Origin of the sequence: Pseudomonas inefficax, assembly GCF_900277125.1 — a bacterium.
Taxonomy (GTDB): Bacteria; Pseudomonadota; Gammaproteobacteria; order Pseudomonadales; family Pseudomonadaceae; genus Aquipseudomonas; species Aquipseudomonas inefficax.
This window is the reverse complement of record NZ_OPYN01000137.1, coordinates 39,550-52,704: the sequence shown is the minus strand read 5'-3', so window position 1 is coordinate 52,704 and position 13,155 is coordinate 39,550. Positions and strand designations below refer to the sequence as shown.

Below are 13,155 nucleotides of genomic sequence, written 5' to 3'. Positions count from 1 at the left end.
TGGCACAGGCACTGCATTTTCCAACCTGATCGACCAAGGACTGCGTCCCATGATACCCAGCATCACCCCTGCGCACCTGCATGACTGGCTGTTCGACGGCCAGGAAATCGCCCTGTTCGACCTGCGCGAACAGGGTCAGTACGGCGAAGCTCACCTGTTCTACGCTGTCAACCTGCCGTACAGCCGGCTGGAAATCGAGGCCCCGCGCCTGGCGCCCAACCCGGCGGTGCGGCTGGTGGTCTATGACGCAACCGGCAGCGAACTGGCGCAGCGCGGTGCCCGGCGCCTGCAGGCCCTGGGTTACACGGCAGTACACTGGCTCGAAGGCGGCAGCCTGGGGTGGCAGGCTGCGGGCTTCGAGCTGTTCGCCGGCGTACACCTGCCGTCCAAGGCCTTTGGTGAGTTGGTCGAGCACGCCTGCCACACCCCGCGCATCAGCGCCCTGGAGCTGGCCGAGTGGCAGCGCCAAGGCAAACCGCTGGTGCTGCTCGACGGCCGTCCGCTGGACGAATTCGCCAAGATGAACATACCCGGCGCCGTCTGCTGCCCCAACGGTGAGCTGAGCTATCGCCTGGAAGACCTGGTCAGCGACCGGCAAACTCCGGTGGTGATCAACTGCGCCGGACGCACCCGTAGCATTATCGGCGCCCAGACCTTGATCAACCTCGGCATCGAAAATCCGGTCTACGCACTGGAGAACGGCACCCAAGGCTGGTTCCTGGTGGACCTGCCGCTGGAGCACGGTGGTCGGCAACACTACCCGCCACACAGCGGCACCGCACTGGAGCAGCAGCGCGCCCGTGCCGAGGCCCTGGCGCAAAAGGCCGGGGTACGCAGGGTGTCGGCGGCGCAGGTACGGCAATGGCAGCAGGACCCGCAGCGCAGCCTGTTCCTGTGTGATGTGCGCACACCTGAGGAGTTCATCGCTGGCAGCCTGCCCGGCGCCCAGCACTGCCCGGGTGGCCAGTTGATCCAGGGCACCGACCTGTACATTGGTGTGCGGCAAGCGAGGGTTGTGCTGTTCGATGATGATGGTGTGCGCGCCCCGGTGGTGGCCAGCTGGCTGAGGCAGATGGGCCATGACGCCTATGTGCTCGAAGGCGGCCTGGCCAGTGGCCTGGCCTTGTCTTGCCCGGCAGCCATGCCGCTGACCCTGGCCGAGGTCAGTGCCGCCGAGCTGGACGATGCCCTGTTGCTCGACCTGCGCGCGAGCACCGCTTATCGCAAGCGTCACCTGCGTGGCGCGAAGTGGGCGATCCGCCCGAACCTGGCCGAGCAGGTGAGGGGAGAGGGCCGCCGCCTGGTGTTCATCTGCGACGACCCGCGCATTGCCGAGCTGGCCGTCAGTGAACTGCCCGCCGCCCAGCGCCAGCGCGCAGGGCTGTTCCCCCGTGCATTGCTCGCCGAGTGGCCGCAGGTGGATGGTGATACCAGCCTGGACGATGCGGCCTGCATCGATTTCCTCTTCTTCGTTCACGACCGCCATGCCGGCAACAAGGACGCGGCCCGCCGTTACCTGGCCTGGGAAACCGGCCTGATCTCGCAGATGAACCCGGCCGAGATCGCCAGCTTCACCCCGTTGCCCCACAGCGACCCGCTGGCCACCCGGCTGGTGCATGGCGGTCGCGGCGAGCCGGGCCCGGGTGCCCATGGCGTCAACCCGCCGGTCAGTCGCCTGAGCACCGTCTTGTTCGACAGCATCGCCGACCTTCGCGCGGCTCGTGGCCAGCGTGACCAGCAGCGAGTGCTGAGCTATGGCGCGCGGGGTAACCCCACTGCTTTCGCGCTGGAAGACCTGGTCAGCGAACTGGAGGGCGGTTATCGCAGCAAGCTGTTTGCCACCGGCCTGCAGGCGATCAGCCAGACATTCCTTGCCTACCTGCGCCCAGGTGATCACCTGCTGATCAGCGACGGTGTCTATGGCCCTGTACGCCGCCTGGCCCGCGAACTGCTGCAGCCGTTCGGCATCGAGGTCGGGTACTTCGCCGCCGATGGTCAGGGGCTGGAAGCAGCGTTGCAGACGAACACGCGCATGGTCTACAGCGAAAGCCCCAGTTCGTTGCTGTACGAGCTCAACGACCTGCCGGCCATGGCCGCGTTGTGCAAGCCGCGCGGGATCCTGCTGGCGGTGGATAATACCTGGGGCTCGGGTTACCTGCACCAGCCGCTTGCTCTGGGGGCGGACATCTCGGTAATGGCCCTGACCAAGTACCTCGCCGGTCACAGCGATGTGATGATGGGCAGTGTCTGTACCACCCGCGAGGCCTTCGCCGCGCTGTCGCGCAGCAGCGATACCTGCGGCTGCACGGTCAGCCCGGACGATGCCTGGTTGGTGCTGCGCGGGGCCCGCAGCCTGGCCAGCCGCATGCTGGTGCACGAACGCCAGGGGCTGGAAATTGCCCACTGGCTGCAAGCACGCGAGGAGGTGGCACGGGTGTATCACCCAGGGTTGCCGGAGCATCCCGGACACGCTTTGTGGCAGCGGGACTTCAAGGGCAGCAACGGCCTGCTAAGCCTGGAACTGGTCGACGGCAGCCAAGGCCGGGCAGAGGCGTTCGCCAACGGCTTGCGGCTGTTCGGCATCGGCGCCTCCTGGGGCGGGTACGAGAGCCTGGTGACCCTTGGCGACCTGGGAGATCGGCGTTTTGCCACGCCAGTGCAGGGTACGCTGGTGCGTTTGCATGTCGGGCTGGAGGCTGTCGGGTCGCTGCGCCGGGATCTGCAACAGGCCTTGCAAGCGAGGTACTGAAACGTGCCTCGCGCTGTCCCGCCCGATTGATGAGCACTGCCGGCGGAGAGTCCGGCTTCCCTGAGTGCCGGCGGGCGAAATTCAACACCCAAGGCAATGACTTCTCAGAATTGCAACGAATCCCAGTGGCGACTGGAAGGGTAGTGCCCGGGACCACTGCGCACTGGGCGCAGTGCATGCAGCCAGTGAGTCGGCGACGTGGGACTACCGGTATCTCGACTCAGGCGGATGCGGGAATGGCATGATCGCAGAAAACAATGACGAAAACATCAATATTGAAAACTCTCTCAATTTTGCATACCTTCATCCTGCCTGACGATGAGGCCTTTGCGCCTTCATGACCCCAATCACAACAAGGGCTCGAGATGAACAAGAACAAGAATGCGATCGAATTTCTTCCCGCCGAGGTTGACGTGCTGGTCGTCGGCTACGGCCCGGTAGGTGCGACCATTGCAGCGCTGCTTGGCCGCTACGGCGTGTCTACCCTGGTGTTGGACAAGGCTCACGAGGTGATGTTGATGCCCAGGGCCATCGCGCTGGACAACGAGGCTTTGCGGATTCTGCAATTGGCCGGCCTTGCGGAAGATGCATTCGCAAAGATCGTTATTCCTCAGGTCAAAATGCATTCACCGGTCCTTGGGCAGTTTGGCCGTGCCGATACTCAGGGGTGCATCGATGGCCATCCCAAGCTCGTGACCTTCTACCAACCGGACCTGGAGCATGCGATGCGCGACCAGGTTTCTCGCCTGAAGTCGGTGGCCAGCCTGGGCGGCTTCGAGCTTGAGAACCTGATCCACGAAGCGGACTGCGTGGTCGCTACGGTACGTGATCAGGAAGGGCAGGTTCATACTGTTCGCTCCCGATACCTGGTGGGGGCGGACGGCGCCAGTTCAAAGGTCAGGGCATTGATCGGTCAGGAGTTCGAGGGCCAGACCTATGCCGAGGACTGGCTGATCGTGGATGTCAAGAATCGTCATGCGTCGGCTATCGACCACGTTGAGTTCATTTGCGACCCGCAGCGCCCCACGCCGCATATGCCTGCCCCCGGCGGCAGGGAGCGCTGGGAGTTCATGCTGCGCCCGGGTGAGTCTCGCGAGGCGCTGCAAAGCGAGCAGAGCATTGCCCGCCTGATCGCGCCGTGGATCGATCCCAAGGAACTGGAAATCGAACGCAAGGCGGTCTACCGCTTCCACGCCCGCTGCTGTAACCGGTTCAGCAAGGGGCGGGTGTTTCTGGCGGGCGATGCAGCACATATTACCCCGCCATTCGTCGGCCAGGGCCTGGTGGCCGGATTGCGGGACGGCGCCAACCTTGCCTGGAAACTGGCCTGGGTGCTGCGCGGTCATGCGGCCCCTGCCATTCTCGAGACTTATGACGTCGAGCGCCGCCCACATGCCCAGGCAATGATCAACCTGGCGAAACTCATGGGGCGACTGGTCATGCCCAGGAACAAGATCGCCGCCTTCGCGATCCATGGCCTGATGCGCCTGCTGGCACTGACACCCGCAACAAGACGGTACTTCGAGCAACTCGATATCAAGCCTGAAAACACGTTCAGGCACGGGCTGTTCACGGCGCATGTCAGGGGTGAAAAGCTGGTTCATGGCAGCCTGTTCCCGCAGGCGTGGGTGAGGAACATGCAAAAGCACATCGTGCTTAGCGATGATGCCTTGCGAAATAACCTGACTCTGGTTGGCTTCGGTGTGAATCCAAGGTCGTTACTGAGCAGCGAGCAAGCCGCTTCGTGGGTCAATCAAGGTGGGCTGTTCCTGGAGATCAGAGCCCGCGGCCAAGTCTCTGACGGCACATGCGACTTCATTGAAGACATGAACCATGAGATTCTACCCCTTGCTACCAAGGGAACGATCGCCGCAGTGCGCCCAGACCGCATTATCATGGATCATGCGCCGGGTGCCGCAGCGGAGCGCCTGCTTCGAAATTGTCGGGCGTTGCTGCTGGGCGAAAGGGCTGCTGCGACGAGCGTGTCCATAGCCTGAATGATCCTGTCGGCCTGCGAGTTTGATGATGCTTCCCCCACTTCCGCTTCCAGATACTGCGACACCGCCTCTGACGAGAGGGCATAAAAAGCGCGAGCGCACCCGCCGTGGACTGGTGGATGCGGCATTGAGGCTTGTCGCGCGCAAGGAAGTCGGGGAAATCGCCCTGCTGGAGGTCGCCACGGAGGCGGCGGTTTCCAACGGTACGATCTACAACTACTTTCGCACGCGAGAGGAAGTCCTGGAGGCCGTGGGCATTGCCATGGCTGCCGAGTTCTCCGATGCCATTTCCGTCCTGAATGCCGATGTCTCCTGCGGCGCGCAGCGGCTTTCCATCGGTGTGCGCATGTTCATTTGCCGCGCCGCCGCTGACCATCAGTGGGCCAACGCCTTGCTGCGCATCATCCACTTCGATCAGGCCATGCGCTCACGGCTGGCCACGCATGTGCTGGGCGATCTGCGCGAAGGTCTTCGCGCGGGCACGTTTTCCTATGAGGATGAGGGTGTTGCCCTGGACCTGGTGCTCTCCTGTACAACCGGCGCCATGCGCTCGGTTGTCGAAGGCCGGGCGGTGGAAGGGCATGATGTGCGGGTCACCAAAATGGTTCTTCAGGCGCTAGGCGTATCGCTTGCCAAAGCCAGCAAGATTGCCGCAAAACCCCTGCCTGTCTGAGTAGCCTGCTTTGTCACTGTTGCTGCACTGGGGGAGCCTCCAGTCGGTGGTGGTTTGTCGTCTGGAATTGAACAACTGTGTTCAATAAAAAATTCGTTGACGAAAATTGAACACGAGTGTTCAATCTAGATTCAGATGAGTCTGGAGATTTTTTGTGCACAGCCTGAATCCAGTACAGCGGCGAATCCATCAAGCGGCCGTCCGCCTATTCTCTCAACGCGGTTCGGTCGACGTCAGTATCAGCGATCTCGCGCAGGAGGCCGGCGTTGCGCGCGGCACCATTTACAGCCATGTGCAGAGCACCGAGCAACTGTTCGGCGCCGTGGCGGCCCAACTGAGTGCTGAAATGCATGGGCGAGTGGAAAAAAGCTTCGCGGACCTTGCCGACCCGGCTCAGCGGCTGGCGAATGGCATCCGCTTCTTCATACGGCGTGCCCATGAGGACGCACAATGGGGGGCATTCATCCACAAGTTCTCCATGCACAACGCCTCGCTACGCGAGATGTTTACCAGCCAGGCGACAACCGACCTGCTGAACGGCCTTGCCGCTGGCCGCTACAGCTTTCGCCAGGATCAGCTGCTAAGCGTCCTTAGCCTGATCTCGAGCAGCGTGCTCGGTGCCATGTTCCTGGTCCTCGAGGGGCACCGGACCTGGCGCGAAGCGGGGGCTGACACCGCCGAACTGGTTCTACGGGCATTGGGTGTACCTCCGGAAGAAGCCAGGCAGCTGTCAACCCGGGAGCTGCCGGTACTGCCGCCTCTCGACTAAACGCAGTCGCGTTGTTTGAAGATTCTCGACCCCTGTTCATTCCGGGGTCCGGGAGCGCTCAGCCTCAAGAAACTGGAAAACAACAACAATGAATCAGCACAATGAGACACCCCGGTTGGCCACGCCACAGCCGTCACGCCATCTGCAGCCCACAGTCAGGGCCAAGGCGCTGACCCACCTGATCTTCCAACGGCCCGACCTGGACAAGGCATCCGGGTTTCTGGTGGACTTCGGCCTGACCGTCAGTCAGCGCTGCGCCGATACGCTGTACCTGCGCGCAACTGAACCCGGCCCCTACTGTTACCGAATCCACCAGGCGGACCAGGCCCGCTTCGTCGGGTTTGGCCTGGCCGTGCAATCGCGCGCGGACCTGGAAAAACTCGCGCAAATCCCTGGCGCATCCTCGGTACAACCTGCGCCCCATCCGGGCGGAGGGTATTTCGTCAGCCTCACCGACCCTTCGGGCTTCATTGTCGAGGCGGTGTACGGGCAGGGGCCAAGCCAGGCATTGGCGAGCAGGGCGCCGCTGTCTTGGAACCTGGCCACTGCACAGCAGCGAATCAACGCCACGCAACGCACGCCCATCGCGCCCCCCGAGGTGCTGAAACTGGGCCATATCGTGCTTGAGGTGGCCGCGTACCAAGCCACTTGCGCCTGGTACACGCAGCATTTCGGTTTTATCCCAAGCGATGTCCAGGTGTTGCCCGATGGCTCACCCATTGTCGCCTTCATGCGTCTGGACCTCGGTGACATTCCGGCCGATCACCATACCCTGGCCATTGCACAAGGCTTCATGGCGACCTACAGCCACAGCGCCTATGAAGTGGTTGATGCCGATGCGGTAGGCATGGGGCAGCGCGTTATGCGAGATCGCGGTTGGGAGCATTCCTGGGGGATCGGCCGGCACATTCTCGGCAGTCAGATCTTCGATTACTGGCAGGACCCATGGGGCGACAAGCACGAGCATTACTGCGACGGCGATATCTTCACCGCCACATGTCCTACCGGAATCCATCCCGTGAGCCCCGAAGCGATGGCGCAATGGGGCCAGCGCATGCCCAGGAGCTTTACCAAACCCAGGCTCAGCCTACCCAATCTGGTCACGCTGTTGCGCAACCTTCGGCGCACCCCTGACCTGACTCTGCGCAAGCTGATCACGCTCATGCGGCTGTTTGGGTAATGCCTGCCATGTCAGGCAAACCAGAGCCTTTCGGCAGGCGCGACCTGCTCAAAGCCGGGGCCGTCATAGCCGGCGGCACGTTGATTTACGGCCTGGCCAGCTCTTCATCGGAACAACATCAAAGTTCTCGTGCCGCTGAGCCCGGGATAAACGCTGCTTCAGGAGTATCTTCCATGTCTGTCGTGCACGTAGTTCGTTTTGAGTTCGAAAACGCTATCCACTGGGGCGTGATACGCCAAGGCCGTATCACGCTTGTGCCAGGCGCTTTCGCTACCACGGGCGATTTCATCAACAACAATCGCGTCGAGGCGCTTGCACGGCTGCAAGGCCAGGAGCTGGACGAGTATGAGGTGAAGCTGTTGTCGCCGCTGACCCGTAATCAGCAGTTCGTTTGCCAAGGGGCAAACTACCGGCAGCACATGATCGAGTCGGGCATGGACCCCGACGCGAAGAAGTACAACATGATTTTCACCAAAGCGACCAGTTGCCTGGTGCCAGCGGACAGCGTCCTCATCAAGCCGAAATCGGTGCGTTTCCTGGATTATGAAATCGAACTGGGCCTGGTCATGAAGCGCGCCATCACCGGTGCGGTTTCTGTCACTGAGGCCAATCTGCACGAGTTCATTGCGGGCGTGGTCATCGTCAACGACTATTCGGCGCGAGACGTCCAGATCCCGCAGATGCAGTTCTACAAAGGCAAGAGTTTCCGCACCTTCGGGCCAGTCGGCCCGTACCTTTGCCTGCTGGGGCCCGATGACATGCATTACCTCAAGGCGCTGAACCTGCGCCTTACGGTAAATGATGAAGTGCGTCAGAGCGATAGCACTGCCAACCTGGTGTATGGCCCCGCTGAAACACTGACCGAGCTGTCTGGCGTGCAGGACCTGGCCCCAGGTGATCTGATTGCCACCGGCACACCGGCGGGATGCGCCTTGTCGATTCCATCCCCCGCCAAGCAGCGCATCGCTGCACTGATGCCCGAAGCCACGAAGTGGAAGCTGTTCCTCAAAGCGCAAGAAGGCCGCACGCAGTACCTCAAGTACGGTGATGTGGTCGAAGCGCGTATTCGCAGTGCCGATGGCGTGATTGACCTCGGCGTACAGCGTAACCGCGTGGTGGGGGAAGCGTGATGCGGGTCCGGGCACTGCAGGATGTCGTCGACCTTGAACAGGTTCCGTTAGCGGAACGTGGATTGGCTTCGAGCACGTATGAGGCGTTGCGTCTTGCCGCTGAGCGCAGGCCCCAGGCCCCGGCGCTGAGCTTCTTGCCCGACGCGGCTGACTTGTCCCGTACCCGCCAGTGGAGCTACTCCGAGCTCTTCGCGGACGTTACCCGTGCAGCCAATGCTTTTTACGACCTGGGCGTCAAACCCGGTGACGTGATTGCGTTTCTGCTTCCCAACCTGCCCGAAACCCACTTCACGATCTGGGGTGCAGAGGCAGCAGGCATCGTCATGGCGATCAATCCGCTGCTGGAGGCCAGGCAGATTGCCGGGTTGTTGAACGCGGCGAAAGCTTCCGTGGTCATCACCCTTGCACCGGCGAGCGATCTGTGGCCGAAGCTTGCATCGCAACTGGAACACCTGCACTCGGTCAAGTCGATCGTATGGGTCAGCATGAGCCACTACTTCAGCGAACCCGTGCGCGCCCCGCTTGACGCGGTGGCGCTGAAAGCGCGGGCTGGTTACGACAACATCGAGATCCATGAATGGCATGCGCTCATGGACAGGCAGCCCGCCACGCACCTCAAAAGCGGGCGGCAAATCCGCTCGGAGGAACTGTCTTCCTACATCTGCACGGGGGGTACCACCGGCCTGCCCAAGATTGCCGCGCGAACCCATGGCTCGGAAGTGTTCAATGCCTGGGCGGCTGCGGCGCATTTGCAACCGCACAACGAAGGCGATGTGTTCTTCTGTGGTCTTCCGCTGTTTCACGTGAATGCGCAGATGGTCACCGGGCTGATGCCCTGGACCCAGGGCGGGCATGTCATCCTCGGTACACCGGACGGCTATCGTGGCGATGGAGTGATCGCACGATTCTGGGAGATGGTGGAGCGGTTCGGCATCAACTTCTTTTCGTGCGTTCCAACGGTGTGTGCGGCCCTGTTGCAACATGAATCGAAGGGCCGCGATCTTTCCACGCTGCGCTATGCGGTGTGCGGTGCCGCACCCATGCCGGCGGAACTGTTCCGTGAGTTTGAACGTAGCACTGGTGTCAAGATCCTCGAGGGGTATGGGCTCACCGAGGGCACCTGCATTTCCTCGGTCAACCCGCCGCATGGTGAACGCCGTATCGGCTCCATCGGCATTCGGATCGCTCATCAGCAAATGCGCTCGGTCCTGCTCGATGAGGCGGGGCATTACCTGCGTGATGCCGTTGTAGACGAGGTTGGCGTCATTTCGCTTTCAGGCCCGAATGTCTTCAACGGCTACCTCGAGGAGGGCCACAACCGGGGTTTGTGGGTCGAGATCGATGGTCAACGATGGCTCAACACCGGGGACTTGGGGCGCCAGGACGCCGAGGGCTACTTCTGGCTGACGGGGCGCAAGAAGGAACTGATCATTCGCGGGGGCCATAACATCGATCCGAAACAGATCGAGGAAGCCTTGCAGGCGCATCCTGCCGTGGCACTGGCTGCAGCGATCGGTAGCCCGGATGCCTATTCCGGTGAGGTTCCGGTCGCGTTTGTACAATTGCGGCCCGATCACAGCTGCGACGCGAAGACGCTCGAAGCGTTTGCCCAGCTCAACATCAGCGAGCGGGCGGCGATACCAAAGCGTATTGAAATACTCCAGACAATGCCGTTGACGGCAGTGGGGAAGATTTTCAAGCCGGCTTTGCACCAGCGAGAGATCAGCAGGGTGATCGGGCGTGAAGTGGAATACGCGGGGCTCAGGCATATCGCCGTTGAAGTACGCCAGGACGAACGGCGTGGGCTGGTCGCGCACATTCAAGCCGGTGAACATAAGGAAATCCTGGCGCAACTCCTTGGTCGCTACAACTTCCAGGTGGAGTGGGTGACCCATTAAAAACGTCACCTGAAAATCAGCCGATCGCTGGCACAAATAGCTCGGTTTTATAGGCAGATGTATTCACTTGCCCCCGGCGGAAATCGTCCGGGTAGGCGAAGCCTTGTCTGCGTGCAACAAAAACAATAATAAGAGGTGGGAAATGAAACTGGAAAACCGTTCAATCTTTATCGGCGGCCATGCGCTACTGAGGCCATCGATCAAACTCTTCGGTTCGTTGCTGGTACTTGGTGCCTCTGGCGTTGCAAGCGCCAATGGCATTGCTCTTAACGAGCAAAGTTCCAGTAGTGCCGGAACAGCGTACGCAGGCAGGTCATCTTCTGCATTGGATGCAAGCACCCTCTACGGTAACCCTGCCGGGTTGACCAAGCTGAAGCGCAGTGAACTGTCCGGTGGATTCGCCTCACTCGCAGTGAGCGACGATATCAGCCATGCCCGGAGCAGTGTTTCAGGGACGAACAAAGGCGACTCGGTACCTCTGGCGGCCATACCCTTCGGCTATGCATCCACACCCATTAACGAGCGGTTAGCGATTGGCCTGGGTTTCTATGCGCCGAGTGGGCTGGTCAACGATTATGAACGTTCATTTCAGGGGCGTTACCACGGCTCCTACAGCACGACCAAGGAAATGACCCTGCAACCGACCATCGCCTATCGCGTCAATGACGTCTTGTCGATTGGTGGAGGACCGACGTTCAATCGGTTCAATGCGAAACTTGAAAACTATCTGGCTACAGGCCCCATGAACAATGGCCAGGACACGCTGGTAACCATCAAGGGCGATGATGTCGCGATTGGCTATAACGTCGGCTTGCTTGTCGACTTCAATGCGTCGACACGCTGGGGGGTGACTTATCATTCAAAAGTCAGCTACCACCTCGAAGGGCATACCGAGGTGTCCGGGGCGCCGAGTGCACTGTCGCTGGACGGAAAGTATAACGCCTCAGTGGATCTCACCATGCCAGAGTCTCTGGATACCTCTATCACTCACAAGTTCAATAGCCGTTGGACCGGATATCTGGGAACCACCTGGACCCGTTGGAGCCGGCTTCAGAAGTTTGAGGCGGTCAACAGTGGTGTGTCATCCACCGGCCAACTACTCGGGTTTGGGAAAGTGGGTGAGTCGTTGAACTGGCATGACACATGGTCGGCGGCGATAGGGGTGTCCAACCAAGTCACCCCACGGTGGCTATTGAGGGCTGGTTACGCTTATGACCCTGCACCCGTAGAAAATGCCGATCGTGGCGTGCGAATTCCGGTCGGAGATCGTCAAGCTGTGACCGTGGGCGGCGCCTATTCGCCTAGCGCTGACCTCACCATTGATTTTGCCTACGGTTACCTCTGGGATGCCAGGGTTTCTGTGAAGCAGGAAAACAATACCGGACTCCAGCCTGAGTACACGGCTGAATATGAAAATCACGCCCATGGAGTATCAGTCCAGGCAACCTATCGCTTTTGATCGTAGCCGCGAAGGCGACGACGAAGGGGGCTGTTCAGCGTGCTCCGAAAAGAGTACAAATGTGCTCCATGGACAATCTTACCCCAAAACGTCGCGCCATCTTCGAGTTCATCCGTGAGCGCATCGCCGATCAAGGCCAGCCGCCGAGCCTGGCCGATATCGCCACGCGCTTCGGTTTTGCCTCGCGCAGCGTGGCGCGCAAGCACATCACCGCCCTGTGCCAGGCCGGCTACATCGATGTCACGCCGAACCAGGCGCGTGGTATTCGCCTGGCCGAGCCGCTGCGCCGCCCGGAAATCCTCGAAGTGCCGGTGCTGGGCCAGGTGGCGGCAGGCGCCCCCATCGGCCCGGACCTCGACATTCACGAGCAGTTGCTGCTCGACCCCAGCCTGTTCCGCCGTACCCCCGACTACCTGCTGAAGGTACGTGGCGACTCGATGATCGACGATGGCATTTTCGACGGCGACCTGGTCGGCATCCTCCAGCAGGCCGACGCCCGCGATGGCCAGATCGTGGTCGCGCGCCTGGACGGCGAGGTGACCATCAAGCGCCTGCAGCGCCAAGGTGGCAATTACCGGCTGTTGCCACGCAACCCGGCCTATGCGCCCATCGATGTGCGGCCTGAACAGGAGTTCTTCATCGAAGGCGTGTTCTGCGGCTTGCTGAGGCGTGACTGATGGGCGCGGTGGTCGACCTCGACAGGTTGCTCGACCAGCGCCGGGTATGGCGCGGCCGGCAGGCCCAGGCGCGGCCGCTCGGCCTGCAGCCCACGGGCCATGCAGCCCTTGATCAATGCCTGCCGGAAGGCGGCTGGCCGGCGGCTGCCCTCAGTGAACTGTTGCTGGCCAGCCCCGGCTGTGGCGAATTGCAGCTGCTGTGGCCAACCCTGGCCCGCTTGAGCGCTGAAGCCAGTCGAATCGTGCTGGTGGCACCGCCATTCATTCCTTACGCCCCTGCCTGGCAGGCCGCGGGGGTAGACCTGCGCTGGCTGGTACAGGTGGACGCCGAACCTGCCGATGCCCTGTGGGCCGCCGAGCAGTGCCTGCGCTCCGGCAGTTGTGCGGCGGTGCTGTGCTGGCCGGAACGTGCCGATGACCGCGCCCTGCGGCGCTTGCAGGTGGCTGCCGAAACCGGCCAGGCGCTGGCCTTCGCCTGCCGTCCGCAACAGGCGGCGCACAACCCTTCACCCGCAGCCTTGCGCATTGCCGTCGACACCCGTCCGGCACAATGGCGCGTGCTGAAAAGCCGTGGCGGCATGCCACCGGCGCTGCCCATCGCCTGCCCGGGGCGGGGTTGATGC

Annotated in this window: 9 protein-coding genes and 1 pseudogene; all 10 read left to right on the top strand. The window is 61.6% G+C overall.

Translation table 11 applies throughout. The annotated features are described in order from the left end of the window. Positions 1-49 precede the first annotated feature (49 nt). The 10 genes and pseudogenes from metC to imuA all read left to right on the top strand — a co-directional run bounded on the left by metC (position 50) and on the right by imuA (position 13,152). On the top strand, positions 50-2,749 hold the full coding sequence (metC, locus tag JV551A3_RS16030) for a cystathionine beta-lyase (RefSeq protein ID WP_133972371.1): 2,700 nt from the start codon (positions 50-52) through the stop codon (positions 2,747-2,749). A 365-nt stretch (positions 2,750-3,114) separates the two neighbouring features. Further along, positions 3,115-4,772, top strand: a pseudogene (mhpA, locus tag JV551A3_RS16025) (bifunctional 3-(3-hydroxy-phenyl)propionate/3-hydroxycinnamic acid hydroxylase MhpA). Continuing rightward, a complete protein-coding gene (locus JV551A3_RS16020; RefSeq protein ID WP_029615448.1) occupies positions 4,772-5,419 on the top strand; it encodes a TetR/AcrR family transcriptional regulator in 648 nt (215 codons plus the stop codon). Before mhpA ends, JV551A3_RS16020 begins: the two are co-directional and overlap by 1 nt. Positions 5,420-5,573: 154 nt before the next feature. Then, complete coding sequence (locus JV551A3_RS16015; protein ID WP_133972373.1) at positions 5,574-6,188, top strand: TetR/AcrR family transcriptional regulator; 615 nt, start codon at positions 5,574-5,576, stop codon at positions 6,186-6,188. 88 nt (positions 6,189-6,276) lie between these two features. Then, positions 6,277-7,368, top strand: coding sequence for a VOC family protein (locus JV551A3_RS16010; protein WP_133972375.1), 1,092 nt, complete (start codon positions 6,277-6,279; stop codon positions 7,366-7,368). A 173-nt stretch (positions 7,369-7,541) separates the two neighbouring features. Further along, positions 7,542-8,498, top strand: coding sequence for a fumarylacetoacetate hydrolase family protein (locus JV551A3_RS16005; RefSeq protein WP_133972377.1), 957 nt, complete (start codon positions 7,542-7,544; stop codon positions 8,496-8,498). Next, complete coding sequence (locus JV551A3_RS16000; RefSeq protein WP_133972588.1) at positions 8,498-10,396, top strand: acyl-CoA synthetase; 1,899 nt, start codon at positions 8,498-8,500, stop codon at positions 10,394-10,396. The genes JV551A3_RS16005 and JV551A3_RS16000 overlap by 1 nt, the downstream gene beginning before the upstream one ends. Before the next feature lie 142 nt (positions 10,397-10,538). Then, positions 10,539-11,855 (top strand): outer membrane protein transport protein, encoded by a 1,317-nt coding sequence (locus JV551A3_RS15995; protein ID WP_235874586.1) that lies wholly within the window; start codon positions 10,539-10,541, stop codon positions 11,853-11,855. A gap of 68 nt (positions 11,856-11,923) precedes the next feature. Continuing rightward, the gene (gene lexA, locus JV551A3_RS15990; protein ID WP_112253473.1) at positions 11,924-12,532 is read left to right on the top strand and encodes a transcriptional repressor LexA; all 609 of its coding nucleotides are present in this window, start codon (positions 11,924-11,926) and stop codon (positions 12,530-12,532) included. After that, positions 12,532-13,152: a translesion DNA synthesis-associated protein ImuA gene (gene imuA / locus JV551A3_RS15985; RefSeq protein ID WP_041505915.1), complete on the top strand. Its 621-nt coding sequence runs from the start codon at positions 12,532-12,534 to the stop codon at positions 13,150-13,152. The genes lexA and imuA overlap by 1 nt, the downstream gene beginning before the upstream one ends. The last annotated feature ends 3 nt before the right edge of the window (positions 13,153-13,155 follow it).

Bases quoted from the DNA above. Each gene is read 5' to 3' on its own strand.
- metC (WP_133972371.1), top strand. From the start codon at position 50: ATGATACCCAGCATCACCCCTGCGCACCTGCATGACTGGCTGTTCGAC.
- JV551A3_RS16020 (WP_029615448.1), top strand. From the start codon at position 4,772: ATGATGCTTCCCCCACTTCCGCTTCCAGATACTGCGACACCGCCTCTG.
- JV551A3_RS16010 (WP_133972375.1), top strand. From the start codon at position 6,277: ATGAATCAGCACAATGAGACACCCCGGTTGGCCACGCCACAGCCGTCA.
- JV551A3_RS16005 (WP_133972377.1), top strand. From the start codon at position 7,542: ATGTCTGTCGTGCACGTAGTTCGTTTTGAGTTCGAAAACGCTATCCAC.
- JV551A3_RS16000 (WP_133972588.1), top strand. From the start codon at position 8,498: ATGCGGGTCCGGGCACTGCAGGATGTCGTCGACCTTGAACAGGTTCCG.
- JV551A3_RS15995 (WP_235874586.1), top strand. From the start codon at position 10,539: ATGAAACTGGAAAACCGTTCAATCTTTATCGGCGGCCATGCGCTACTG.
- lexA (WP_112253473.1), top strand. From the start codon at position 11,924: ATGGACAATCTTACCCCAAAACGTCGCGCCATCTTCGAGTTCATCCGT.
- imuA (WP_041505915.1), top strand. From the start codon at position 12,532: ATGGGCGCGGTGGTCGACCTCGACAGGTTGCTCGACCAGCGCCGGGTA.